Source organism: Streptomyces asoensis (assembly GCF_013085465.1).
In the GTDB taxonomy this organism is placed as follows: Bacteria; Actinomycetota; Actinomycetes; order Streptomycetales; family Streptomycetaceae; genus Streptomyces; species Streptomyces cacaoi_A.
In genome coordinates, this window is sequence record NZ_CP049838.1 from 4,794,997 (window position 1) to 4,818,989 (window position 23,993).

25 protein-coding genes are annotated in these 23,993 nt (G+C 70.0%); 15 read left to right on the forward strand and 10 right to left on the reverse strand.

Annotated features, from left to right (window positions below; all coding sequences use genetic code 11):
* The first annotated feature begins 13 nt into the window (after positions 1–13).
* Entirely contained in the window at positions 14–790 is a 777-nt protein-coding gene (pstB, locus tag G9272_RS21395) for a phosphate ABC transporter ATP-binding protein PstB (protein ID WP_171398085.1), read from the forward strand.
* 563 nt (positions 791–1,353) lie between these two features.
* On the opposite strand, the gene G9272_RS21400 is transcribed toward pstB, so the two are convergent.
* Entirely contained in the window at positions 1,354–2,352 is a 999-nt protein-coding gene (locus tag G9272_RS21400; protein ID WP_171398086.1) for an inorganic phosphate transporter, read from the reverse strand.
* Between the two features lie 7 nt (positions 2,353–2,359).
* Positions 2,360–2,980 carry a DUF47 domain-containing protein gene (locus G9272_RS21405; protein ID WP_171398087.1) on the reverse strand — a complete coding sequence of 207 codons (621 nt, stop codon included), beginning with the start codon at positions 2,978–2,980 and terminating at the stop codon, positions 2,360–2,362.
* Between the two features lie 230 nt (positions 2,981–3,210).
* On the opposite strand from G9272_RS21405, the gene G9272_RS21410 reads away from it, so the two are divergent.
* A complete protein-coding gene (locus G9272_RS21410; protein ID WP_171398088.1) occupies positions 3,211–3,561 on the forward strand; it encodes a metal-sensitive transcriptional regulator in 351 nt (116 codons plus the stop codon).
* Here G9272_RS21410 and G9272_RS21415 read toward each other — a convergent pair whose 3' ends face one another.
* Together G9272_RS21415 and G9272_RS21420 are read right to left on the reverse strand one after the other, a co-directional pair.
* On the reverse strand, positions 3,562–3,762 hold the full coding sequence (locus G9272_RS21415) for a hypothetical protein (RefSeq protein ID WP_171398089.1): 201 nt from the start codon (positions 3,760–3,762) through the stop codon (positions 3,562–3,564). It lies immediately after the preceding gene.
* A 130-nt stretch (positions 3,763–3,892) separates the two neighbouring features.
* Positions 3,893–4,729 (reverse strand): hypothetical protein, encoded by an 837-nt coding sequence (locus G9272_RS21420; protein WP_171398090.1) that lies wholly within the window; start codon positions 4,727–4,729, stop codon positions 3,893–3,895.
* A 142-nt stretch (positions 4,730–4,871) separates the two neighbouring features.
* On the opposite strand from G9272_RS21420, the gene G9272_RS21425 reads away from it, so the two are divergent.
* Positions 4,872–5,042 carry a hypothetical protein gene (locus G9272_RS21425; RefSeq protein WP_171398091.1) on the forward strand — a complete coding sequence of 57 codons (171 nt, stop codon included), beginning with the start codon at positions 4,872–4,874 and terminating at the stop codon, positions 5,040–5,042.
* Between the two features lie 141 nt (positions 5,043–5,183).
* Positions 5,184–6,740 (forward strand): FAD-binding oxidoreductase, encoded by a 1,557-nt coding sequence (locus G9272_RS21430; RefSeq protein ID WP_171398092.1) that lies wholly within the window; start codon positions 5,184–5,186, stop codon positions 6,738–6,740.
* A 39-nt stretch (positions 6,741–6,779) separates the two neighbouring features.
* Here G9272_RS21430 and G9272_RS21435 read toward each other — a convergent pair whose 3' ends face one another.
* Both G9272_RS21435 and G9272_RS21440 read right to left on the reverse strand, forming a co-directional pair.
* Entirely contained in the window at positions 6,780–7,490 is a 711-nt protein-coding gene (locus G9272_RS21435; protein ID WP_171398093.1) for a phosphatase PAP2 family protein, read from the reverse strand.
* Positions 7,491–7,657: 167 nt separating this feature from the next.
* On the reverse strand, positions 7,658–8,665 hold the full coding sequence (locus G9272_RS21440; RefSeq protein ID WP_171398094.1) for a bifunctional lytic transglycosylase/C40 family peptidase: 1,008 nt from the start codon (positions 8,663–8,665) through the stop codon (positions 7,658–7,660).
* A gap of 408 nt (positions 8,666–9,073) precedes the next feature.
* Here G9272_RS21440 and G9272_RS21445 point away from each other — a divergent pair, with 408 nt between their 5' ends.
* Positions 9,074–9,769, forward strand: coding sequence for a carbonic anhydrase (locus tag G9272_RS21445; protein ID WP_253268226.1), 696 nt, complete (start codon positions 9,074–9,076; stop codon positions 9,767–9,769).
* 4 nt (positions 9,770–9,773) lie between these two features.
* Here the strand turns inward: G9272_RS21445 and G9272_RS21450 are convergent, their stop codons facing one another.
* Positions 9,774–10,520 carry a trypsin-like serine peptidase gene (locus tag G9272_RS21450; protein WP_171398096.1) on the reverse strand — a complete coding sequence of 249 codons (747 nt, stop codon included), beginning with the start codon at positions 10,518–10,520 and terminating at the stop codon, positions 9,774–9,776.
* A gap of 116 nt (positions 10,521–10,636) precedes the next feature.
* Between G9272_RS21450 and G9272_RS21455 the strand changes: the two genes are divergently transcribed.
* Entirely contained in the window at positions 10,637–10,891 is a 255-nt protein-coding gene (locus tag G9272_RS21455; protein ID WP_142265002.1) for a DUF397 domain-containing protein, read from the forward strand.
* A 65-nt stretch (positions 10,892–10,956) separates the two neighbouring features.
* Here the strand turns inward: G9272_RS21455 and G9272_RS21460 are convergent, their stop codons facing one another.
* Both G9272_RS21460 and G9272_RS21465 read right to left on the reverse strand, forming a co-directional pair.
* Complete coding sequence (locus G9272_RS21460; RefSeq protein WP_171398097.1) at positions 10,957–11,127, reverse strand: hydrophobic protein; 171 nt, start codon at positions 11,125–11,127, stop codon at positions 10,957–10,959.
* A gap of 120 nt (positions 11,128–11,247) precedes the next feature.
* Positions 11,248–12,471, reverse strand: a complete 1,224-nt coding sequence (locus G9272_RS21465) for a phospholipase D-like domain-containing protein (RefSeq protein WP_171398098.1) — start codon at positions 12,469–12,471, stop codon at positions 11,248–11,250.
* Between the two features lie 222 nt (positions 12,472–12,693).
* On the opposite strand from G9272_RS21465, the gene G9272_RS45950 reads away from it, so the two are divergent.
* The 9 genes from G9272_RS45950 to G9272_RS21505 all read left to right on the forward strand — a co-directional run bounded on the left by G9272_RS45950 (position 12,694) and on the right by G9272_RS21505 (position 23,432).
* The gene (locus G9272_RS45950) at positions 12,694–12,828 is read left to right on the forward strand and encodes a hypothetical protein (RefSeq protein ID WP_301272142.1); all 135 of its coding nucleotides are present in this window, start codon (positions 12,694–12,696) and stop codon (positions 12,826–12,828) included.
* Positions 12,828–14,081 carry a PP2C family protein-serine/threonine phosphatase gene (locus tag G9272_RS21470; protein WP_171402099.1) on the forward strand — a complete coding sequence of 418 codons (1,254 nt, stop codon included), beginning with the start codon at positions 12,828–12,830 and terminating at the stop codon, positions 14,079–14,081. The genes G9272_RS45950 and G9272_RS21470 overlap by 1 nt, the downstream gene beginning before the upstream one ends.
* A 292-nt stretch (positions 14,082–14,373) precedes the next feature.
* Positions 14,374–15,714 carry a S53 family peptidase gene (locus G9272_RS21475; protein ID WP_171398099.1) on the forward strand — a complete coding sequence of 447 codons (1,341 nt, stop codon included), beginning with the start codon at positions 14,374–14,376 and terminating at the stop codon, positions 15,712–15,714.
* Between the two features lie 410 nt (positions 15,715–16,124).
* Entirely contained in the window at positions 16,125–16,433 is a 309-nt protein-coding gene (locus G9272_RS21480) for a hypothetical protein (protein WP_003991275.1), read from the forward strand.
* 201 nt (positions 16,434–16,634) lie between these two features.
* On the forward strand, positions 16,635–17,486 hold the full coding sequence (locus G9272_RS21485; RefSeq protein ID WP_171398100.1) for a hypothetical protein: 852 nt from the start codon (positions 16,635–16,637) through the stop codon (positions 17,484–17,486).
* Positions 17,476–18,810 carry a hypothetical protein gene (locus G9272_RS21490; protein WP_171398101.1) on the forward strand — a complete coding sequence of 445 codons (1,335 nt, stop codon included), beginning with the start codon at positions 17,476–17,478 and terminating at the stop codon, positions 18,808–18,810. The genes G9272_RS21485 and G9272_RS21490 overlap by 11 nt, the downstream gene beginning before the upstream one ends.
* A 23-nt stretch (positions 18,811–18,833) precedes the next feature.
* Positions 18,834–20,375 carry an SCO6880 family protein gene (locus tag G9272_RS21495; RefSeq protein ID WP_437184375.1) on the forward strand — a complete coding sequence of 514 codons (1,542 nt, stop codon included), beginning with the start codon at positions 18,834–18,836 and terminating at the stop codon, positions 20,373–20,375.
* Between the two features lie 14 nt (positions 20,376–20,389).
* Positions 20,390–21,820, forward strand: coding sequence for an ATP-binding protein (locus G9272_RS21500; protein WP_171398103.1), 1,431 nt, complete (start codon positions 20,390–20,392; stop codon positions 21,818–21,820).
* 19 nt (positions 21,821–21,839) lie between these two features.
* Entirely contained in the window at positions 21,840–23,432 is a 1,593-nt protein-coding gene (locus G9272_RS21505; RefSeq protein ID WP_171398104.1) for a type IV secretory system conjugative DNA transfer family protein, read from the forward strand.
* Here the strand turns inward: G9272_RS21505 and G9272_RS21510 are convergent.
* Entirely contained in the window at positions 23,421–23,990 is a 570-nt protein-coding gene (locus G9272_RS21510; RefSeq protein ID WP_171398105.1) for a GNAT family N-acetyltransferase, read from the reverse strand. The two genes, G9272_RS21505 and G9272_RS21510, sit on opposite strands and share 12 nt — an antisense overlap.
* Positions 23,991–23,993 lie beyond the last annotated feature (3 nt).

The following is a 23,993-nucleotide window of genomic DNA, read 5'->3' on the forward strand; positions in this document are numbered from 1 at the left end:
TGAAGTAGAGAAAATGGCGAAGCGAATCGACGTAAGCGGACTGACCGCCTACTACGGATCCCACAAGGCGATCGAGGACATCTCGATGACGGTCGAACCGCGCTCGGTGACGGCCTTCATCGGCCCCTCCGGCTGCGGCAAGTCGACGTTCCTGCGCACGCTGAACCGTATGCACGAGGTGACGTCGGGCGGCCGGGTCGAGGGCAAGGTGCTCCTGGACGACGAGGACCTGTACGCAGCGGGCGTGGACCCCGTCTCGGTCCGCCGCGAGGTCGGCATGGTCTTCCAGCGCCCGAACCCGTTCCCCACCATGTCGATCTTCGACAACGTGGCGGCGGGCCTGCGGCTGAACGGCAGCTACAAGAAGGCGGAACTGGCAGACGTCGTCGAGAAGTCCCTCAAGGGCGCGAACCTCTGGAACGAGGTCAAGGACCGTCTGAACAAGCCCGGCTCGGGCCTGTCCGGCGGCCAGCAGCAGCGGCTGTGCATCGCGCGCGCCATCGCGGTGGAACCGAAGGTCCTGCTCATGGACGAGCCGTGCTCGGCCCTGGACCCGATCTCCACCCTGGCGATCGAAGACCTGATCGGCGAACTCAAGGAACGCTTCACGATCGTCATCGTGACGCACAACATGCAGCAGGCGGCGCGCGTCTCGGACCGCACGGCCTTCTTCAACCTGTCCGCCGTCGGCCAGCCCGGCAAGCTGATCGAGATCGACGACACGGAACGCATCTTCTCCAACCCGTCGGTCCAGGCAACAGAGGACTACATCTCAGGCCGCTTCGGCTGAGCCGAACCCGCCTCCCCCAACCCCTCGCGGTGCTGCATGGCGGTGCCACCGCGAGGACGCAAAGGGCCCGCCCTCCCGGATCCGGGAGGGCGGGCCCACGCATATACCTCCGGCGGCTGAACCGGGGGGTGGGGCGAAGCCCCACAGAGAAACCAGTCCCCGAAACCCCCACAGGGGTGCAGGGGACGCAGTCCCCACAGGGGTGCAGGGGACGGAGTCCCCGCCGGGGTCCGGGGCGGAGCCCCGTGGCGGGGACGCTCTCCCCACCGAGCCGGGTGGGCGGGTGGGCGAACACCCGGGTGCAGGGGACGGAGTCCCCGCCGGGGTCCGGGGCGGAGCCCCGTGGCGGGGACGCTCTCCCCACCGAGCCGGGTGGGCGGGTGGGCGAACACCCGGGGTGCAGGGGACGCAGTCCCCGCCGGGGTCCGGGGCGGAGCCCCGTGGCGGGAGCTGTCTCCCCACCGAGTCGGGCGGGCGGGCGGGCGAACACCCGGGGTCCGGGCGGAGCCCCGTGGCGGGGACGCTCTCCCCACCGAGTCGGGCGGGCGGGCGGGCAAGACCCCCTACAGGAACGCCACGTTCACAACCCAGAACGCGCACGCAGCAACAAACCCCGCCGCCGGCATCGTGATGAACCACCCCAGAACAATGTTCTTGGCGACCCCCCACCGCACGGCATTGATCCGCTTCGTCGCCCCGACACCCATGATCGCCGAAGTGATCACATGCGTGGTCGAGATCGGAGCCTTGAACAGAAACGCCGTGGTGAACATGATCGACGCCCCGGTCGTCTCCGCGGCGAACCCCTGCGGCGGATCAAGCTCAATGATCTTCCGCCCAAGAGTCCGCATGATGCGCCACCCACCCGCATACGTCCCCAGCGAGAGCATCACCGCACAAGCGATCTTCACCCACACCGGAATCGGATCGTCGGCCCCCTGCACATCGCCGATGACGAGCGCCATCACCACGATGCCCATCGTCTTCTGCGCGTCCTGGAGACCATGCCCCAGCGCCATACCCGCGGCGGAAACCGTCTGAGCGATCCGAAAGCCCCGCTTGGCCTTGTGCGGGTTGGACCGGCGGAACATCCACAGAATGGCCGTCATCACCAGATAGCCGACGATGAGCCCCACGACCGGCGAGACGAACATCGGGATGACGACCTTGTCGAGGACGCCGGACCAGATGACCTCCGTACCACCGGCGAGCGCCGCGCCCACCATGCCACCGAACAACGCGTGCGAGGACGACGAGGGAAGCCCGAAGTACCAGGTGACAAGGTTCCAGACGATCGCCCCGACCAGCGCGGCGAAGAGGATCCCCATCCCCTTCGAGCCGTCGGGCGTCTCGATCAGCCCCTTGCTGACGGTGTGCGCGACCCCACTCCCGAGGAACGCGCCGGCGAGGTTCATCACCGCCGCCATGGCCAGCGCCGCCCGAGGCGTCAGCGCCCGAGTCGAAACGGACGTGGCAATAGCGTTCGCGGAGTCGTGAAAACCGTTCGTGTAAGTGAATCCGAGCGCAACGCCAATGGTCACGATCAGAGCAAAGGTGTCCATTAAGGGCTCAGGACTCCTTGACCGCGATGGTCTCCACCGTGTTGGCCACGTGCTCGAAGGCGTCGGCGGCCTCCTCCAGCACATCCACGATCTGCTTCAGCTTGAGCACCTCGATGGCCTCGTACTTGCCGTTGAAGAGATGCGCGAGCAGCTTGCGATGGATCTGGTCGGCCTGGTTCTCGAGCCGGTTGACCTCGATCCAGTACTCGGTGAGGTTCGCCATGGTCCGCAGGTTCGGCATGGCCTCGGCCGTCAGCTCGGCCGCCCTCGCGAGCACCTCGATCTGCTGCTCGACACCCTTGGGCAGTTCCTCGACGTTGTAGAGGACGACCAGGTCGACGGCCTCCTCCATGAAGTCCATGATGTCGTCGAGGGAGGACGCGAGGTTGTAGATGTCCTCGCGGTCGAAGGGCGTGATGAACGAGGAGTTCAGCTGGTGGAAGATCGCATGGGTGGCGTCGTCACCTGCGTGTTCCGCGGCCCGCATACGCTCTGCGATCTCGGCCCGGCCGGCGGGGTCCGCCCCGAGCAGTTCCATCAGGAGTTTCGAGCCCGTGACGATGTTGTCCGCGGATGCGGCGAACATGTCGTAGAAGCTCGTCTCCCTGGGGGTCAGACGAAAGCGCACGTGGGGTCCTCAGGATGCATCGGTTTCGGTCAGGCTGATGCTAGGCGCATCATCCGGCCACGGCTAATGGGCCGTCCACCAGTGTCGCCCATCGGACAGAGCGACCGGGAGGGGGGCGACCGACCGGCGAGCGGGCGGCGAAGTCCCTGCTCGGGGCGTATACCCACCGAAGTTCGGTACGATATACCCAGTAGGGGTATGTATGCGGAGCCGGAGCGCTGGAGGACACGATGACGACCACAGAGGCCGGCGAACCCGTCGCCGAACCCGTCGCCGAACCGGACCACGCGCCCGGGACGGTCCACGGCTACCACAAGCAGAAGGACGAACACCTCAAACGCCTGCGCCGCATCGAGGGCCAGATCCGCGGCCTCCAGCGCATGGTCGACGAGGACACCTACTGCATCGACATACTCACCCAGGTGTCCGCCTCCACCAAGGCCTTGCAGTCGTTCGCGCTCCAGCTCCTGGAGGAACACCTGCGCCACTGCGTCGCCGACGCGGCACTCAGGGGCGGCGACGAGATCGACGCGAAGGTGGAAGAGGCGACAAAGGCCATCGGCCGCCTACTGCGCACCTGATCAGCGCCCCGCGCCGGCCCCCGTCCCGGAGTCGCCCCCCGCCCGTTCCTCCCCCACCCGCAGCACCTGGTCGATGCTCTCGAGACTGAGCCGTTCCTCCCCGGCCGCCGAGGCGGCGATGATCAGCTCCCCGCACAGCTCGATCTCGGCGAGGGCCTCGTGGTCCTGAACTGCCGTACCGCCGCCCGGAGCCACGCGCATCACCTCGTCCCTGCCGTCACCGACTTCCTAGAGTAGGGAGCGCTATACACCGCGCGCATGGCACGGACGGGCTAGTCCTTGTGTCGACCCGGTGGCCGAAAATGCTCGTCCAGGCCCGCCCGGCACAGGCTCATTCCTCCGCGATCCGCCCCGCGTAGATGTCGGCGGCGGCCGGCAGCCGCACCTCGACGGGCGCCCCGAAGTCGTACAACAGGGTCGTGGAGGCCACCGCGACGGCCTCCTCCTGCTGCCCGTTCACAAAGCTGAACCGGTGCCGGACCTTACGGATGCGCCCCTCGTCGTCGAGGTAGACGTCGAACGGCACCCGCGCCGTGGCAAACCCTTTCGCCGCCGCCCGCAGCGCGTCCCGTCCGCCCGCCGACGCCTCGTCGGCGGCCACCGCCAGATCGGCGGTCCCGCGGTAGTGCCGCACCGCCGTCCCGGCCACCTCGGTCCTCCCCACGTACGTCGCCGTACGCGTCCCCCGCAGCACCTCGGCGGCGGCGAACGGATCGGTGGCCCCGCCGGTCACGAGGTTCCCGTCGGACAGGGCCGCCGTCTCCACCCGCACCCACTTGTCGTCCGGCACCCCGGCACCCCGGTTCTTCATGAACAGGGCCCCGGGCGCGAGGAGTTCGGTGATGGGACGGTGATCACTGGTCCCGGCCGGATCCTGCGGCAGCAGCACCTTCAACTCACCGCGCTGCTTGCGGTAGTCGTACACGCCCTGGCCCCGGATGGTCACCCGGGTCCCGCCGGTGGCCATCTCCATCGACGTACGGGCCTTCGACGTGCCCGCCGCGACGAGGGTGTCGGCGGCGCGGTGCAACGTCTCGACGGGATCGGCCGCCCGGCCGTCCTCCGCGGCGGCCCCGCCGGCGGAACACCCGGCGGCACCCGTACAGACTCCCGCCACGAGCCCCGCAAGGACCATCGCACCCATCAGCCCGCGCCGACGCTCCGCCATGGCCTGTGCACCCCCAACCGGTACGTCCGTCACGGGCTTCCTGTCGTTCCGGTTAACGACGGGTAAGTGCCGCCGTCACGCCGGTCCGAAGGCCTGCGACCGCCATGCGGGTTTACTGCCGATCCTGGGTACCGTTGTCCTTGTGACGCAGCAGGACGGATCGGCCCACCCCCGCACCGAGGGGGAACACAGCACCACGACCGTCGAACAGGGCAGGTTCTGCCTGGCCCGCTGCACCTGCGGCTGGCGCGGCCCGGCCCGCAGGGCGAGAAGCATGGCGAGAACGGACGGGGAGCTGCACACGGGCGGCTGACCGGCCGACACCGACCGCCCGACCGGCTGACGTCACCGTTCCGTCACCGCCGGACCCCGCTGGAACCCGTGGTCCCATGACCCCGTCTCGCTCCGTGAAGCCGCAAGGAGTCGACAGGCGGCCGAGGGAAGGCGCACGAACATGGAACGGCGTACGTTCATCACGGGCGGCACGGCCGCGGTCGCGGCAGCGGCGACCGCGTGCAAGGCGAGCGGCGGCAGCGCGGACGCCTCCGCCCCGGCCACCGGGGGCAGCACCACGGCCCCCCTGACCACGACCAGCGTCGCCGCCCCCGCCAACTGGGCCGCACTCGCCCGCGACCTGGACGGCACCCTGGTCCGCCCCGGCGAGGCCTCCTGGGCCGCGGCCCGCCAGCTCTACAACACCCGCTTCGACAACCTCAAGCCGGCGGCGGTGGCGTACGTCGCCCACGCCGACGACATCCGCACGGTTCTGGCGTACGCCCGCGCCCACAAGATCAAGGCCGCGATCCGCAACGGCGGCCACTCCTACGGCGGCTGGTCCTCGGGCGACGGCCGGCTGATCGTCGACGTCTCCAAGCTGAACCGGGTCCGGGCAAGCGGCACTTCGGCCGTGGTCGGCGCGGGTTCGAAGCTGATCGACGTCTACCGGGCGCTCGCCGCGAAGGGCGTGACGATCCCGGCGGGCTCCTGCCCGACGGTCGGCGTCTCCGGCCTGGTGCTGGGCGGCGGCCACGGCGTCGTCTCCCGTGCCTACGGCCTGACCTGCGACAGCCTCACCCGGGCCACGATCATCACCGCGGACGGCAAGCAGCTCACCGCCGACGCGACGACGAACAAGGACCTGTTCTGGGCCCTGCGCGGAGCCGGCAACGGCAACTTCGGCATCGTCACGGAGCTGGAGTTCAAGACCCACCCCGCGCCCCAGGCGGTGACGGGCTACCTCACCTGGCCCTGGTCGAAGGCGGCGGCGGTGGTGAAGGCCTGGCAGGAGTGGGGCCCGTCCCAGCCCGACGAGATCTGGTCCTCCCTCCACCTGGCGAACGCGACCGGCGGCACCCCCACCATCTCCGTCGCCGCGTTCTGCATCGGCACGTACGGCCAGCTCCAGAACGCGGTCGACCGCCTCGCGGACCGGGTGGGCGCCCCCGCGACGAACGTCTCCCTCCGCCGCCGTACGTACGAGGCGGCGATGGAGATCTACGCCGGCTGCTCGTCGTTCTCCTCCGACGCCCAGTGCCATCTGCCGGGCTCCACGCCGGGCCGCTCCCCGCAGGGCGCGCTGGGCCGGGAGACGTACGCGGCCCGCTCGGACTTCTTCGACGTCTCGCTCTCGGCGGCGGGCATCCAGACCCTCCTCAAGCAGATGCAGTCGGTGCGGGGCGGCTCGGGCAGCATCGCCCTCACCGCGCTGGGCGGCGCGGTGAACCGGGTCTCGCCGACGGCCACGGCGTTCGTCCACCGCCGCTCGCGCATGCTGGCGCAGTACATCGGTGCATGGCGGGCCGGCACGACGGGGACGGCGGCCCAGTCCTGGCTGAACACGGCGCACAAGGCGATGGCCCCGTACGCCTCGGGCGCGGCCTATCAGAACTACGCGGACCCGACCCTCACGAACTGGCGCAAGGCGTACTACGGCGAGGCACTTCCGCGCCTGACGCAGCTGAAGAAGCAGTACGACCCGAACGGCTTCTTCAGCTATCCCCAAGCCCTCTGAAAGCCGTCCCGAACCCTCTGAAGTCCTTGCCGTGCCGCCCTAGGCCGCGAGGTCCCGCTCCTCGGCGGCGGCCTCGGTCCGCGTGCCGGAGATGAGCCCGTCCCGCTGTCCGAGCCGGGCGGCCCGGCCGCGCACGACCCATCCGACCCGGGGCGACCGGTCGACGGCCTTCAGCACCGGGGTGAGCAGCATGGAGGCGACGGGCGACAGCAGCAGGGCCACCGCGGTCCCGAGCGCGAACCCGCCGACGACGTCCGTCGGATAGTGCACACCCATGTAGATCCGGCAGAACCCCTCGAGCAGGGCGATCCCTATCCCGACGAGCCCGAACCTGCGGTGGGCGACGAACAGCCCGACGGCCATCGCCATCGTGAGGGTGGCGTGGTCGCTCACGAAGGAGTAGTCGGTCTTGCCGGAGACGAGCACCTCCAGCCCCTCATGGTCGAGGAAGGGCCGGGGCCGCTCCACGAATCCCCGTATGGGCACGTTCACCAGTACGGCGACGCCTGCGGCGAGCGGCGCCCAGATCAGGGCGGCGACGGAGGACGCGGCCTCCTCGGCCCCGCCGGGCCGCCGCCGGACTCCCCACCAGCACCACACGATCAGCAGCATCATGGCGAGCAGCAACCCGTACTCGCCCACGAACTCGACGGTCCGGTCGAGCCAGTGCGGAGCGTCCTTGGCCAGCCCGTTGATGTCATAGAGCAGGTCGACGTCGGGGTTCGACCCGGATTCGGCGAGTCCAGCCATGGTGCTGCGGCCCCTTCGTCGTGATCTGCTCGGCGCACCTCACATGCGCCCGTCCAACAGGAACGCACGGCCCCGGTTGATACGTTCCACTCTCCACTGAATGATCACTCAGACGTTATCGAAGAGAGATAGATCCCCGCAGCTCAGGGGCCAGGTGCGGGCACCCTTCAGACGGTCGTGGGCAGCGCTTTCGCGCCATCTTCGGTGACACGCGTGGCCCCGAAGTACTCGGCCGTGTCGATGGGGTCGAACCGGATGACGGCCCCCGTGTAGGGCGCGTTGATCATGTACCCGCCCCCCACGTAGATCCCCACGTGATGGATGGCCCGCGAGTTGTTCGGATCGGTGGAGAAGAACACCAGGTCCCCCGGCAGCAGCTCACTCCGCTGCGGATGCGGCCCCGCGTTGTACTGGTCGTTGGCGACCCGCGGCAGCGTGATCCCGACGCTCGCGTAGGCGGCCTTGGACAGCCCGGAGCAGTCGAACCGTCCTCCCTGGTCAGCGGTGCCGTTGCCACCCCAGAGATAGGGCGTCCCGAGCTTCTTCTGGGCGTAGTAGATGGCCCCCGCGGCCTGCTCGGACGGATCCACCCGGCTGACGGGCGCGGCGAAGGACTCCGCCAGGGTCGTGATCGTCTTCACGTAGTTCCGGGTCTCGCTGTACGGCGGTACGCCCCCGTACTTGATGACCGCGTAGGCCCCCGCGTTGTAGGCGGCGAGCATGTTGTGCGTGGCGTCTCCGGGGACGTCCTTCACGTACGAGGCGAGCTGGCAGTCGTAGGACGCGGCCGATGGAATCGCGTCATTCGGGTCCCAGACGTCGCGGTCGCCGTCGCCGTCGCCGTCGATGCCGTGCGTGGCCCAGGTGCCCGGGATGAACTGCGCTATCCCCTGCGCGGCGGCGGCGCTCTGCGCCCTCGGGTTGAACCCGCTCTCCTGGTAGAGCTGGGCGGCGAGCAGCGCGGGGTTGATGGCGGAGCACCGATTGCCCCACTTCTCCACGAGCGTCCGGTAGGCGGCGGGCACGGCACCCTTGGCCAGTGCTCTGCCCGCACCGCCCACCCCGCTCGTGGCGCTCCCGCCGACGAGGTACACCCCGATGACGAGCGCCATCATGAAGGCGGCACCGGCACTGACGGCAGCGGTCGCCACGATCCACGCCTTACGCACCGTCAACCGCCCCTCGCCGCCCAGGAGTCCGCCCCCGACAGTGTAGAGGCGGCTCCCGTGCCGCGGGGTGATCACGAACAAGGAGAAACCGCACGTGGCGGCCCCGCGCCCCGCGCCATCCGCGCCCCACCCCGACTCGCCGTTTCCGCAAGGGGGTTACGCGCCGAACGGGGCACCTCATCCGGTCAGGACAGCGCGTCGGGCCCGACTTCTCCGCCGAGTCACCGTCAGGTCGCGTAAAGGGCGGCCATGGTACGGCTCAAGCACCCGTCATCGAACGGCCTCGGAATCCCCATCCATCGCCATGATCGGGCAACGCGGGCACCGGGCATCGGGCTCGGACATACGTTCCACCCCGTGATCACCGAAGACACCTCCCCCACCACCGCCCGTCGCGCCCTGCTGCGCGGCGGCATGGCCGGAGCCGTGGCCCTGGGCGGCGCGGCCCTCGCCGCCGTCCCCGCGTCCGCCGCCACGGCCACGCCCGGCGCCGGCCCCCGCACCACGCCCCGCACCACGACCCGCCCCGGCACGGCCGAAGAGGCCCTGCGGGAACTGGCGGCCGGCAACCGCCGCTGGCGCACCTTCCGCGAGCGGCACCCGGACGAGACACCGGCCGTCCGGCAGAGCCTGACGGCCGGTCAGCAGCCCTTCGCCCTCGTCCTCGGCTGCATCGACTCCCGTGTGCCGCCCGAGCTGGTCCTCGACCAGGGCCTGGGTGATCTGATGACCGTCCGGAGCGCGGGCGAGGTGTTGGACGAGGCCGTGCTCGGCAGCGTGGCGTACGGCGTGCTCGAGCTGGACATCCCCCTGGTCGTGGTCCTCGGCCACCAGTCGTGCGGTGCCGTGAAGGCGGCCGTCCAGGCGGACCTCACCGGCGGACGGCTGCCCCGGCACATCCAGTACCTGGCCGACCAGATCAACCCGTACATCGACCGCACGAAGGACGGCGACGCCCGCGTCGACTCGACCATCGACGCCCACATACGAGCGGTCCGCTCCCGCCTCGCCGCCGAACCCGACCTCGCCGCGAAGATCTCCGCCGGCGAACTGGCCGTCGTCGGCGCGCGCTACGAGCTGACCACCCAGCTCGTCCACCGCATCGCGTGACGCCTCAGGGGTCGGAGGCCGCGTCCCGGTAGAGCTCCGCGGCCTCCGACCCCAGGACCACGCTGTACGAGATGTCGGACGTCGCCCCGCCCTGTTCGTGCCCGCCGAGGACGCCGACCACCTCCCCGTCGCCGTTCACCCAGGGGCTGCCGCTGGTTCCGCCGGTGAGGTCGGGGCAGTCGATGCGCTGCTGGGTGGAGTTGTGGGCGGTGGGCCGGTTCGTGCAGCGGACCGGCACCTCGAGGGAGTCGGGGTAGCCGGTGACGGTCACGGCGGTCGCCCCGGTGGTCGTACGCGTCGCGAACCGGTTGCCGCCGACCACGTCCTCGACGCCCTCACCGCCCCGCCCGTCGAGGACGGCGAACGCCACATCGCTGTCCTCGTCCTGCCCCTGCGCCCACCCGTCGGGCAGGAGGACCCGCTCGACCCGCCAGATCCCGTGCGGGGCCTTGCCGTCCCGGTACCCGGGGGCGAAGACCAGCTCGTCCGCGCCGCCGAGGCAGTGCGCGGCGGTGACGATGAGGTCATGGTGCGGACTGTGCACCACGGAGGCGGTGCAGAAGTGCTCTCCGGCGAGTCTGCCCGCGTCGGCATCGGCGGCGGTGAACAGCGCGCCGACCCGCGCGGACTGCGCCGTGGCCGCCGCGACGGCCGTCACCCCCAGGGGCCCGGGCCCACCGTCGGCGGCCGCCTCGGAGGCGGAGGTGACGGCCAGCAGGACGACCGCACCGAGCAGGGCGTTTCGCTTCATCGGGTTCACTGTGTCCCACGAAGGTGAGAGAAACGTCAGACGCATGCTTCCCCCACGACGCTACCCGCACTCCGCCCACAGCACCTTTCCTGCCGGGGCGGGGATACGGTGGGCGGGTGGCTGACATCCCCTCCGACCTCATCTGGACCCGCGCCGCCCCGCCGGACGCGACCGGACCAGGCCCCTGGATCGAGATCGCCTTCGGCGAGGGAGACGACGGCGAGGCTCCCGTCTACCTCCGAGAGACCAGTGACCCGGAGAACGTCGTCACGACGAACCGCAGAAAGTGGGACGCGTTCGTGCTGGGCGTTCAGGCAGGCGAATTCGACCACTTCGTCGAGGGTGTATTGGAAAACGACCGGACCGAATAGCGTGGCGGCATACCGAAGGGCCCCGTGAGCAATGGCCGACGGGGCCCTTCGTACCGGTGTTTTGTCTACCAGCGGTACCAGCGGCCCTTCCGGCCACCGTGTCCGGCCGGGCGCGCCACGAAGCCCACCAGCCAGACCACCAGAACAATGACGGCGATCCACCACAGGGCCTTGAGAGCGAAACCGGCACCGAAAAGGATCAGGGCGAGAAGCAGAACAAGAAGCAGGGGAACCATGATTATCAACCTCCGTTGAATCATGTGCCCCACGAAATTCCCTTCACTCCCTCAAATCTTGAATGCATAGGTGCGGGATTCCCGGGAATACGGGTCGCCCGGAAATACGGCTTGCCGGAGTCACAGAAAACGGCGGATGGGCATGACGGCGACCTCTCGCGCCCGCTGGAGCGCGGAGCGCCGCCTCCAGCGGCCCTCCCGGATCAGCGCGGCGGACTTCAGGTCGTCGTCGAAGTGGGCGTCGAGCGTGGCCGTGAACTCCTGGTCCAGCACGGCGAGCATGATCTCCTCGTCGTGGTCGAGGGACCGGCGGTTGAAGTTGGTCGAGCCCACCAGCGCGGCGACGCCGTCGACGGTGATGACCTTGGCGTGCATCATCGTCGGCTGGTACTGGTAGATCTTCACGCCACAGGCGGTGAGGTCCTCGTAGTAGTGCTGGCCGGCCAGCTGGCAGACCCGCTTGTCGGTGTGCGGACCGGGCAGCAGGATCTCCACCTCCACGCCCCGCCGCGCGGTGGCGCACAACAGTTCGACGAAGAAGACGTCCGGCGAGAAATAGGCGGTGGCCAGCCGGAAGCGGTCCTCGGCCGACTCCAGCATCACCCGGATCAGGGTCTGCATGTCCTGCCAGCCGAAGCTGGCCGATCCGCGGACCACCTGAACCACCGCGTCGCCCTGCGGGCGGTGCGGGACGAACCGGTCGCGGTCGTCGAAGAGCTCGTCGTGGCATTCGGCCCAGTTCTGCGCGAAGGCGGCGGCGACGCCGTCCACGGCCGGCCCGCGGACCTCGACGTGGGTGTCGCGCCATTCGCGCTCGTTGCGGGCGTTGCCGCACCACTCCTCGGCGATACCCACGCCGCCGGTGAAGGCCGCCTGCTCGTCCACGACGAGGACCTTGCGGTGACAGCGGTGGTTCTGCTTGAGGGGCGACAGGGTCACGGGTCTGCGGAACCAGGCCACCTGCACCCCGGCCAACTCCATCTCCTCCAGCAGCTCCTTCTCGATCAGCCGGCTGCCGAACCCGTCCAGCAGCAGCCGCACCCGCACACCCGCCCGGGCCCGGTCGGCCAGCGCCCGCGCGAACTCGCGGGCGATGTCCCCCCGCCAGTACACGAACGTCATCATGTCCACGGTGTGCTCGGCGGACCGGATGGCCGCCAGCATCGCCGGAAAGATCTCGTCTCCGTTGCGCAGGGCGGTGAGCGCGTTGCCCTCGGTGGCCGCGATGCCGATGAGCCGCTCCAGGCGTCGGCGTATCCGCGCGACGCGCTCCTGCACCCGCTCCGGTGCCGACGCGTCGGCACCGGGGGTGGTCGGCTCGGGCCGGTCCTGCGTACTGGTCATGACGTCACCTGCCGGCACTCTCCGAGGACAAGGGAGCCGCACTGCCCGGTCCGGCACGGGGCACGGCGAGCGGTCCGTACGCCCGCACCACGAACCGCCCGGTGGGAGCGACATCCGCCCGACCACCCCCTATACCCTCGGCGATGTTCCGTACGCCTGACGTGGGCACGGCGCGTCCGCCGATACCGACCGTGACGGAAACGCTCTGCGAGAATGTGTCGTATGACTGCGCGTCGTACGACCGAGCGGAGCAGAAACCGGCTGGTCACCCTGGACGCGACCGCCCACCGCCGCCAGGTCGCCGCACCGGAGGAAGCGGCTGTCGCGATCACCCACTGCGTCACAGCCGCACGATGATGGACAGGACCGGCAACGGCGCGAGCGGCGGACACCCGCCGCCCGAGGAGCAGCCCGGCGACGGCCGGGCGGCGTTCCCCGCGCTGCTGGAGGACAGTGCCGAGGACCTGTACGAGCACGCGCCGTGCGGCTTCCTCTCCACACTGCTGGACGGCACGATCGCAAAGATCAACACGACCCTGCTGCACTGGCTCGGCTACGCACGCGCCGATCTGGTGGGCCGCAGGACGTTCTCCGACCTGCTGACCGTAGGGGGCCGTCTCTACCACGAGACCCACTTCGGCCCGCTGCTGCGCATGCAGGGCGAGATCAGCGGGATCGCCCTGGAACTCGAGGCGGCCGACGGCAGCCGGCTGCCCGTCCTGGTCACCTCCACGGTCAAGTCCGGCAGCGACGGGCAGCCGCTGCTGATCCGCACCACCGTCTTCGACGCCCGCGACCGGCGCGCCTACGAGACCGAACTGCTGCGCGCCCGACAGCAGGCGGAGAGCGAACGCGAAGAGCTCAAGCGCCTCAACGCCACCCTCCAGCAGACCCTGCTGCCTCCGACGCTGGTGAGTGTGCCCGGACTGGACGTGGCCGCGCACTACCACATCGCCTCCCCCGACAAGGTCGGCGGCGACTTCTACGATCTCTTCCCGCTCGCCGCGGGAACCTGGGGCCTGTTCCTGGGCGACGTATGCGGCAAGGGCGCCGCGGCCGCGGCCGTCACCTCCCTGGCCCGCTACACCCTGCGTGCCGCCGCCGTCTACAACCCCGACCCGACCGCCGTCCTGAGCAACCTCAACACCGTCCTCAACCACGAGTACAACGGCGACGACCCCCGGTTCTGCACCGTCATCTTCGGGCTGCTCACCCCCGACACCGCTCATGGCGGCTTCCGCATCACCCTGGCCGGCGGCGGCCACCCCCCGGCTCTGCTGCTGCGGGGGGACGGAGGCGTCGACCACCTGGACACCCCCGGCGGACAGCTCATCGGCGTCCTGCCCGACGCCCACATCGCCACCACCACCGTCCACCTCGAGGCGGGCGACACCCTGCTGCTCCACACCGACGGCCTCACCGAAGCCCACACCGCCGCGAACAGCGAGGACGACCGCTACGGGGACGAGGCGCTCCTCGATTTCGCCCAGGCTCTCGCGCCCACCACCGCGACCGGCGCCGTCGCCGCGATCCGTGAACTGCTCGACACCTTCGGCACCGGCGTCGACGACGACACCGCCGTCCTCGCCATCAGCGTGCCCCGAGCCTGAGGCGAGCACGCCGGAGTCCGCGCGAGTCCCCACGGCCCGGCCTTAACAGCGTCGGCCCGCCCGAGGTCAAGCGCCGTCCATCGCCGCCCCATCCGCCCGCCATTGATCAGCAATCCCCGAACCCCCTTCAGTATGGCGGAAGTCAGGATTCCGCCACTCGTCTTGTTGTCGCGTACTCAACAAGGGAACAGTCGTCCGCGGGCCGCCGCCCGCCGCCGGGGACCACGTACCGGTGGCACGCACCTCCCCCCACCCGCACCGCCCCTGTCACCCCATCACCAGGAGCTGTCCGTTGCGTACGACGACTTCCCCCAACTCCTCTGCCATATCCGGCAGATGGCGCCGCATCGGCGCCTCGGCCCTCGGCACCGCCGCCCTCGTGCTCGCCGGACTCGGCACCGCGGCCCACGCGAGCGCGGCACCCACGCTCACCCCCAAGACCACGCCCGCCAAGGTCACTTGGGCGGCCACCCCCTGTGCCACCCCCAAGCACAAGGGCGACCTGGCCTGTAACTCCTTCCGCGTGACCGGCGGCACCACGGCCTTCCAGAAGGAACGCGCCGCCGAGACCGGCAAGACCGCCACGGTCACCCCGAAGGCCGCCGCCGCGAGCCCCACCGGCTACGGCCCGTCCGACCTCCAGGACGCCTACGGCCTGACCGACGCGGCCTCGGACAACGGCTCCGGCGAGACCATCGCCATCGTCGACGCCTACGACGACCCCAACGCCGCCACCGACCTCGCCAAGTACCGCACGTACTACGGCCTCCCCGCCTGCACGGTCGCCAACGGCTGCTTCAAGAAGGTGAGCCAGAGCGGCTCCACCACCTCCCTCCCCAGCGCCGACAGCGGCTGGGCCGAGGAGGAGTCCCTCGACCTCGACATGGCCAGCGCGGTCTGCCCGAACTGCAACATCCTGCTCGTCGAGGCCACCTCCGCGTCCATGGCCAACCTCGGCAAGGCCGTGAACGAGGCCGTGACACTGGGCGCGAAGTTCGTCTCCAACAGCTACGGCGGCTCGGAGTCCTCGTCGGACACGTCGTACGACACCTCGTACTTCAAGCACGCGGGCGTCGCCATCACCGTCAGCGCGGGCGACGAGGGCTACGGCGCCGAATACCCGGCCGCCTCCAAGTACGTGACGTCCGTCGGCGGCACCGCCCTGTCCACGTCCTCCACGACCCGCGGCTGGACCGAGAAGGTCTGGAACACCAGCTCCACCGAGGGCACCGGCTCCGGCTGCTCCGCCTACGACGCCAAGCCGACCTGGCAGACCGACACCGGCTGCTCCAAGCGCACCATCTCCGACGTCTCGGCCGTGGCCGACCCCGCGACCGGCGTCTCGGTCTACGACTCCTACGGCGTCACCGCCGGCTGGTACACCTTCGGCGGCACCAGCGCCTCCGCGCCCATCATCGCCGCGGTCTACGCCCTCGCCGGCACCCCGGGCAGCAGCGACTACCCGGCCGCCTACCCCTACGCGGCCGCCGGCACCTCGGCCCTGAACGACGTCACCAGCGGCAGCAACGGCACCTGCTCCTCCAGCGCCGCCTACCTCTGCACCGCCAAGTCGGGCTACGACGGCCCCACCGGCCTCGGCACCCCGGAGGGCACGGACGCCTTCACCGGCTGACCTGCCGTCAGGCAAAAGCCACAACAGAACAGCCACCGTGGGCCGTGGGGGCCACACGTGGTGAATGGACGAACGGGCCGCGGCATCCAGCCGTGGCCCGTTCGCCATGCCCGGTGTGCGCTACGTCATGAGAACATCGAAACGTACGCTCACCCGACCAGCCGTCAGAAACGGCGCAGGGCCCTGAAGTGGGCTAACGACGGAACCACACCACAGGTTCCGCTCCGGCCTCATTGCCCGGCGTGACCTGCCGTGATACACAGAGTGACCATACGAGCTATTCGTACGACTCCCGTCCGTCAATGACGCCAAGTCGACATACGACGGCGACTTTGTCGGCGAGAATGAGGCGTGACCTCTGCACACCCGCAGAGGACCTGCGGAACTACCCATCAGGGGCGGTGACTTACATGCTGTTTGCGGCCGACAAAGGCGACATCAACACCATCATCGGTGGGATCGCTCCGGACTGGGGGCCCTTCGGCAGCCTGGGCAACGAGGCCAAGGTGATGATCGAGGTCGTGATGGCGGTCGCCATCCTCCTCTGCCTCGGCATCGCCATCTGGGGCGCGGCCAAGCAGCGCATCGGCGCGACCGCCCTGCGGGACACCTTCAGCGCGGAACAGGGCAAGGGCCTCATCATCGCCGGGCTCACGGGGGTCTTCATCATCGGCTCCCTCGGGACGCTGTTCACCATCGTGTACGGCATGGCCGTGTAACCGCGGCCTCCGCACCACCCCCAGTCCCGTCCGGGCACGCCCGGCCCACCACCCCCACCCACCTGTCGTGCCCACCGGCTGAGGTTGCGTTTCCCTGATGTCCCTGATGTCGAGTCACCACACCGCGCCCGCGCGGGAACCAGCACGGCTACCGTCGTACTTGTACGCGTCCCGGTACGGCAGCGAGGGGGCCTACGCGGCATGACTCCCGGCGACGAACACGACTACGGCGAATCCGCGCGCTCCGACGAGGAGCACGGGTACGGCCGGACCCGCCTCCGGCTGCCCGAGAACGACCCCTACGGCGGTGCCCGCAGAGGCGGCCGCTCGTCCTCGCGGAGCCTGGTCACGGTGGTCGGCGTCGTCGTCCTCCTCATCGCGGCGATCGCCTTCGCGAACCGCGGAGGAGACGATTCCTCGTCGCCCTCGGCCAACGGCTCGACCGGCGACAAGCCGGACGCGACAAGCACGGCGGCCACCGGCACGAAGCCGGTGGACACGAAGACGGGCGGTATCCCGACGGGATACGCGCACGATGCACAAGGTGCTCAGAGCGCGGCGGCCAACTACGCCGTGGCCCTGGGCTCGGCGGACATGTTCATCACGGACCTGCGGCACCAGATCGTCGACACCGTGTACGCGCCCGACATCGCCGTCTCCAAACAGACCGCGCTGGACACCGCGTACTCGAGCGAGACGTTCCTCGGCAACATCGGGCTCGACAAGGACGGCACCGCCCCGGACGGCCAGGCCTTCGTGTCCCGGGTCATCCCCGTCGGCTCCAAGGTCACGGCATCCAGCGCGAGCAACGCCACCGTCGAGGTCTGGTACACCTCGCTCTTCGGCCTCTCGGGCGAAGCCTCGACCAACCCCGTCTCCGAGAGTTGGTTCACCACCACCTACCAGCTCCAATGGACCAGCAACGACTGGAAGGTCACCGACTTCCAGCAGAAGGACGGGCCCGTCCCGGTCGGGCGCGATCAGCAGGCCTCCACCGCCGACGACATGACGAAGGCCGTCGAGGAGTTCGGAGGGTTCACCTATGCGCGCTAAGCACCTCTCCCTCAAGGTGACGGCCGCCCTGGCCGCCGTTCAGACCACCGCGGTGCTGACGGCCACCCGTGCCTTCGCCGCGCCGACGCCCAGCCCGTCCCCCTCCACCTCCCCGAGTGACAGCGCGTGCAGCGAACTCATCCGGGGCCCCGCCAGGGACTACTGCGAGAAGGGCGAGAACCCCTCCTCCACCACCAACCCCGGCGTCTCCGACACCCTCGACCCCCTCTCCTCCCTCGCCAAGGGCTGTGCCGACGCCGCGTCCTGGACCGTCGACAAGCTCAGCGAGGCCGTCAAGGACACCGCGAACGTCGACTTCACCAACGAGCGGTTCCTCAAGCAGTACGCCGTCGTCTTCGCCGCCTCGACCGTCCTGACCCTCCTGCTGTGGCTACTGGCCGTCGCCAAGCGGGCGGTGCGCGGAGTCCCCCTCACCACCGCCATCGGCGAAGCCGTCGGCTTCCTCTGGCTGACCGTCCTGGCCTCCGCCTTCACCCCCCTCATCCTCTACACCGTCGTATCCGCCACGGACGGCATCACCGACGTCCTCGCGAAGACCACCGGCAACCAGACCGACACGTTCTTCGGCACCTTCTCCGCAGCCCTCTCCAAGGGCGAGGACATCGGCGGCGGCCCGATCATGCTGATCGTGGTGTCCCTGGTGTCGATCCTCGCGGCCGGAGTGCTGTGGCTGGAGCTCGTCATCCGGGCCGCCCTCCTCTACGTGGGCGCCCTGCTCGGCACCGTCGTCTACGCGGGCCTGGTCGACAAGAACCTGTGGAGCCACGTCCGCCGCTGGGCCGGCATCATGATCGCCGTCATCCTGGTCAAGCCGGTCATCGTGATCGTGCTCGGCCTCGCCGGGGCACTGTCCTCCGCCGACGGCCCGAACGCCTTCTCCGCCGTCGTCTCCGGCCTCTCCATCATCCTGCTCGCCATCTTCGCCAGCGCGATGATCTACCGTTTCGTCCCCGGCTTCGGCGACGAGATCGCAGGCTCCCGCAACAACCGCATCATGCAGGGCGCCGAGGGCAAGGCGGCGGCCGTCATCAGCTCCCCGGCGACCCTCGTCGCCCAGGGCATCAAGGCGCACAGCACCCGTGCGGACAACAACGGCGGCGGCCAGTCCGGGTCCTCCGGCGCCCGCCCCTCCAACCCCGCCTCCGGCGGAGTCGCCGCGCACAGTTCGCGCACCTCGAACGGGGGCGGCGGATCTGTCCCCTCCGCCGCACCCGCCCCCCGCGCGAGCAGCCCGGTCAACACCCCGCACGCGAGCAACACCCGCAACAGCAGCAACAACCGCACGGGAGGTGAAGGGCGTTGACGACTGATTCCCACGTGGCCCATGTGTCCCACGCGATCACGCCCCGCCGTACATATCTGATCGGCCGCGCCCGGCCGAACGCGATCGTCGGCCGCAACCGCGAGACCGGCGAGATCGCGCTCATCGTCGTCGGCGCGTTCCTCGGCATGATGTGCGGCCTCCTCGTCCCCGTCCTCGCCCTGCGGATCGTGCTGCTGAGCGGCTTCCCGATGATCGCGCTGGCCGCCGTCTACGTGCCGTACAAGCACCGCACGTTCTACAAGTGGTTCGAGATCAACCGCAGCTACAAGCGCACCCTCCGCCAGGGCACGGCCTACCGCTCGACCGTCATGGAGGCGGGCACCCGGCTCGACGGCCAGGAGATCGAGATCGGCCCGCCCCCGGGAATCGGCCGCATCAGCTGGCTGGCCGCCCCCTTCGGCCCCGACGAGATCGCCGTACTCCTGCACGCCGACCGCCGTACGGTGACGGCCGCCATCGAGATCGAGGGCCCGGGCGTCGGCCTGCGCGACAGCGAGGACCAGGAAGCCCTGGTCGACCGCTTCGGCACCCTCCTCAAGCACGTGGCGAACGGCGACGGCTTCGTCACCCGCCTTCAGATGCTCGCCCGCACCCTCCCCGCCGACCCCGACGCCCACGCCAAGGACGTCGCCGTCCGCGGGGACGAGCGGTCCCCCGACTGGCTGGCCCGCTCCTACGACCAGCTCCAGTCCATGGTGTCCACGAGCAGCGAGCAGCACCGCGCCTACCTCGTCGCCTGTATGCACTACACCCGCGAACTGGCCGCCGAGGCACACGCCATGGCCCGCGCCGCCCGCCCCCGGTCGGGCCGCAAGCTGGACCGTGACGCGGGCCTGGCGGTGGTCATGGCCCGCGAGCTGACGGACATCTGCTCCCGCCTCCAGGAGGCGGACATCCGCGTCCGCCAGCCCCTCGGCCAGGGCCGGCTGTCCTCCCTCGTCCACTCCATGTACGACCCGGACCACCCCATCGACCACATCCAGGCGATGACCAAGCGCAACGCCTGGCCTGCCGAGCTGGACGCCATGGAGCCGACATACCTCCAGGCCAAGACCCGCGAGTCGTCCACCCGGGCCCCCTGGTGCCATGCCACGGCCTGGGTGAAGGAGTGGCCGATGACCCCGGTGGGCGTCAACTTCCTGGCACCGCTCCTCGTCCACACCCCGGACGTCATCCGCACCGTCGCCGTGACCATGGACCTCGAACCCACCGAGGTCGCCATCGAACGCATGCTGACGGAGAAGACGAACGACGACGCCGAGGCGAGCCGGGCCGCCAAGATGAACCGCACCGTCGACCCACGTGACGTGGCGGCCCACTCCCGACTGGACCAGCGCGGCGAGGACCTGGCGTCCGGCGCGGCCGGCGTGAACCTGGTCGGCTACATCACCGTCTCCTCCCGCAACCCCGAGGCCCTCGCCCGCGACAAACGGACGATAAGGGCGTCAGCCGGCAAGTCGTACCTCAAACTCGAATGGTGCGACCGAGAGCACCACCGGGCGTTCGTGAACACCCTCCCGTTCGCCACCGGAATCCGAAGGTAGGGGCTGATGAGCTGATGCGGGATCCGCTGTCCGTCCTCACGGACGCCTTCACCTCCTTCCTCTTCGGCAAGGTCGAGACGACCCGGCTGCCGGTACGCACCTCCACGGGCCAGGCCCAGGCGGTGTACCTGCCCACGGCCGCTCCCGGCCTCGGCGACTCCGGCGTCATCATCGGCCGCGAGGTCTACTCCGGGAAGGGCTACATCTACGACCCCTTCCAGCTGTACGGCCAGCAGCTCCCCGCCCCGCACTGGCTCGTCCTCGGCGAGTCCGGAAACGGCAAGTCGGCGCTGGAGAAGACCTACGTCCTGCGCCAGCTGCGCTTCCGCGACCGCCAGGTCGTCGTCCTGGACGCACAGGGCGAGGACGGCGTCGGCGAATGGAACCTCATCGCGCAGGCGCTGGGAATAACTCCTATCCGCCTGGACCCGACGGCCGCCCTGGACCACGGCATCCGCCTCAACCCGCTGGACCCGTCGATCACCACGACCGGCCAGCTCGCGCTGCTGCGCACCATCATCGAGGTGGCGATGGGCCACGGCCTGGACGAGCGCTCCGGCTTCGCGCTCAAGGTCGCCCACGCCTACGTCAACGAGACGATCGTGGAGCGCCAGCCGGTCCTGACCGACATCGTCGAGCAGTTGCGCCACCCCGAGCCGGAGTCGGCGGAGGCGATGAACGTCGCCATAGACGATGTACGGGCCTGGGGCCTGGACGTGGCACTGGTCCTGGACCGCCTGGTCGACGGCGACCTCAGGGGCATGTTCGACGGCCCCACGACGGTGGGCATCGACCTGGACGCTCCGCTGATCGTGTTCGATCTGTCCCACATCGACCGCAACTCGATCGCCATGCCGATCCTGATGGCGATCGTCGGGGTCTGGCTGGAGCACACCTGGATCCGCCCCGACCGGAAGAAGCGCATCTTCCTGGTCGAGGAGGCCTGGCACATCATCAACAGCCCGTTCGTGGCCCAGCTGTTCCAGCGACTGCTGAAGTTCGGCCGTCGCCTCGGCCTGTCGTTCGTGGCGGTCGTCCACCATCTGTCCGACGTCGTGGACGGAGCCGCGGCGAAGGAGGCCGCGGCCATCCTGAAGATGGCGTCGACCCGGACCATCTACGCCCAGAAAGCGGACGAGGCGAGGGCGACGGGCCGGGTCATCGGCCTGCCCAGGTGGGCGGTGGAGATCATCCCCACCCTCACCCCCGGCATCGCGGTCTGGGACGTCAACGGCAATGTGCAGGTGGTGAAACACCTGATCACCGAGACGGAACGGCCACTGGTCTTCACCGACCGGGCGATGACGGAATCCTCCACCGACCGCACCATGTCCGACGACGACGCCCTGCTGGCCGCCGAACTGGAACAGGAACGACGAGCGGCGGCCTTCATGGAACAGCACCTGGCCGACCTGGACGGCTCGTCCGAGTCGACGGTGGCGTAGCCCGGGAGAGGGGGTCGTCATGAGACCGGGAGACGAGCAGCGCCGCGACAGCCCGGGCCACGGCCAGGGAGGCATCCCCGACGGCCTGCTGGTCGGCATACTCGCGTTCCTGCTCGGCATGACCCTGCTGGTCTGGACGGCGACCGGCCTGGCAGCCCTCTTCGCCCACGGCTCCTGGCCCGCGGGCGTCACCTTCACCCGCACCCCGCTGGCCATGCGGCACCTCATCGCCAGGCCCCACGACATCCCCGGCGCCTGGCCGGAAGCGGAGGCGGCCGACTTCTCGGGTTACGGGCTGTTCTGGGGCCTGTTCATCGGCCAGGTGATGATCCTGCTCGTCCTCACGGTGTTCGTGATGGGGACACTCGCCCGGTGGCGGGCGGTACGAGCGAGGAAGCGCGCGGACCTGGCACCGGCACCGACGCCCGTTCAGGAAACGGTGACGCCACCGACGCACCACGAGGTGCCGACCCAACGCGTCGAGACCGGACCCAGGACGGACGTCGAGCCGCCGACTCCGGCGCCGACCCAGTCTCTTCAGCCGACGCCGGCCGCGCCGCCCACCTCGCTCTCACCGTCCCTCCAACCACAGCAGCCGCACCAGCCACAGCCCTCGACAGCCGCTGCCGCTGCCCTGTTCCCGGCTGTTGCGGGTGAACGGGCGGCCGGGTGGGAAGCCAACCGCTTCGAGGGTGCGGCGCACTACGCCCCGCCGGAAACCCGCCACGCGACCGCGATCCAGGCCATCCGGGACGCCGAGGGCCCCGCCCTCATCCTCACCTCCAGCCCCACCCTCTGGCAGGAGACCAAGGACGCCAGAGCCAAACTGGGCCCGGTCCACCTCTACGACCCCGGTCACCTCTGCGACACCCCGGCCCGCCTCCACTGGTCCCCCACCACAGGCTGCGAGGACAAACAGACCGCGATCTCCCGCGCGACGGCGCTCCTCGCCCCCGTGCGCCCCACCTCACGGCTCGACCAGGCGGTCAGCGACACCGCCGAAACCCTCCTGCGCAGCTACCTGCACGCCGCGGCCATCGACGGCCGCACCATCCGCCACGTCCACCGCTGGTCCCAGGGCACCGGCATCCAGGAAGCCGTCCGCACCCTCCGGACCAACCCCAAGGCCGCCCCGGGCGCGGCAGGCGAACTCGAAGCCGCCCTCACCGCCCACCCCGAACGCCGGGACATCGCCCAGGAACTGACGTCCCGTGCCCTTTCCGCCCTGTCCACGGTGAACATCCGCGAGGCGTGCACTCCCAACCGAACTGACGCCCTCGCCTTGGATTCCTTCGTGGACGAAGGGGGAACTCTCTATGTGCTCGGTGAATCAATCGAGGACCCCAGGACCAGTCCCGGCGCGATGCCACTCCTGACGGCCCTCGTCTCCAGCGTGGTCGAGCGCGGCCGGCGCATGGCCGAACGGTCATCCTCCGGTCGCCTCGACCCACCAATGTCCCTGGTCCTGGACGATGTGGCGGCCGTGGCCCCGATCCCCCAGCTCCCGGACCTCCTGGCGACCGGCACCGATCGCGGCCTGCCCACCCTGGCCCTGCTCCGCTCCCGCGAACAGGCCAAGGCCCGCTGGCCGCACCACGACCTACCGGTCTGACGCCTCGGGACGCTCGAGGACGAACTCGTACTCGGTCTCGGTCTCCCCGGCCCCCTGCGCCAACGGCACGGTCCGCCCGCTCGGTATGAACCCCGCCTTGCGGTACGCCCCCTGCGCCCGCGCATTCTTCTCGTGGACGATGAGACGCACCCGCTCGACCCCCAACTCCCAGGCCCAGTCGACGGCGGCGTCGAGCAGCGCCCGCGTCATCCCGCCGCCACGCCAGTCGTCCCGCACATAGACCCCGACGATGTGCCCCTGCCGCCGTTCCACGGGGAAACCGGCCCAGTCGACGGTTCCTGCCTCCTCCAGGAGCAGGGTGACCGTCCCGGCCCACTGCCCGTCCTCGGCCTCGGCGACGAACTGCCGTACGCCGGCAGTCCCCTCGGCCGCTCCGGCCGCCCGCTCCTGCCAGAAGGAGTCGGGCCGCGCCGCAGCCGCCTCATACGTCTCCAAAAAGGCGAGCGGTGCCACCGGATCCCTGAGCGCAAGCAACCGCAGCTCCTTCACCGAAACCCACTCGTCAGCCCGTACGGCCCGAACCACATACGTGTACATAGA

Coding starts and splice junctions, on each gene's coding strand:
- G9272_RS21505 (WP_171398104.1), top strand. CDS start 21,840: ATGAGACCGGGAGACGAGCAGCGCCGCGACAGCCCGGGCCACGGCCAG.
- G9272_RS21490 (WP_171398101.1), top strand. CDS start 17,476: ATGCGCGCTAAGCACCTCTCCCTCAAGGTGACGGCCGCCCTGGCCGCC.
- pstB (WP_171398085.1), top strand. CDS start 14: ATGGCGAAGCGAATCGACGTAAGCGGACTGACCGCCTACTACGGATCC.
- G9272_RS21430 (WP_171398092.1), top strand. CDS start 5,184: ATGGAACGGCGTACGTTCATCACGGGCGGCACGGCCGCGGTCGCGGCA.
- G9272_RS21460 (WP_171398097.1), bottom strand. CDS start 11,127: ATGGTTCCCCTGCTTCTTGTTCTGCTTCTCGCCCTGATCCTTTTCGGT.
- G9272_RS21485 (WP_171398100.1), top strand. CDS start 16,635: ATGACTCCCGGCGACGAACACGACTACGGCGAATCCGCGCGCTCCGAC.
- G9272_RS21445 (WP_253268226.1), top strand. CDS start 9,074: ATGGCCGGAGCCGTGGCCCTGGGCGGCGCGGCCCTCGCCGCCGTCCCC.
- G9272_RS21500 (WP_171398103.1), top strand. CDS start 20,390: ATGCGGGATCCGCTGTCCGTCCTCACGGACGCCTTCACCTCCTTCCTC.
- G9272_RS45950 (WP_301272142.1), top strand. CDS start 12,694: ATGACTGCGCGTCGTACGACCGAGCGGAGCAGAAACCGGCTGGTCACC.
- G9272_RS21435 (WP_171398093.1), bottom strand. CDS start 7,490: ATGGCTGGACTCGCCGAATCCGGGTCGAACCCCGACGTCGACCTGCTC.
- G9272_RS21480 (WP_003991275.1), top strand. CDS start 16,125: ATGCTGTTTGCGGCCGACAAAGGCGACATCAACACCATCATCGGTGGG.
- G9272_RS21450 (WP_171398096.1), bottom strand. CDS start 10,520: ATGAAGCGAAACGCCCTGCTCGGTGCGGTCGTCCTGCTGGCCGTCACC.
- G9272_RS21465 (WP_171398098.1), bottom strand. CDS start 12,471: ATGACCAGTACGCAGGACCGGCCCGAGCCGACCACCCCCGGTGCCGAC.
- G9272_RS21400 (WP_171398086.1), bottom strand. CDS start 2,352: ATGGACACCTTTGCTCTGATCGTGACCATTGGCGTTGCGCTCGGATTC.
- G9272_RS21470 (WP_171402099.1), top strand. CDS start 12,828: ATGGACAGGACCGGCAACGGCGCGAGCGGCGGACACCCGCCGCCCGAG.
- G9272_RS21410 (WP_171398088.1), top strand. CDS start 3,211: ATGACGACCACAGAGGCCGGCGAACCCGTCGCCGAACCCGTCGCCGAA.
- G9272_RS21415 (WP_171398089.1), bottom strand. CDS start 3,762: ATGCGCGTGGCTCCGGGCGGCGGTACGGCAGTTCAGGACCACGAGGCC.
- G9272_RS21420 (WP_171398090.1), bottom strand. CDS start 4,729: ATGGCGGAGCGTCGGCGCGGGCTGATGGGTGCGATGGTCCTTGCGGGG.
- G9272_RS21510 (WP_171398105.1), bottom strand. CDS start 23,990: ATGTACACGTATGTGGTTCGGGCCGTACGGGCTGACGAGTGGGTTTCG.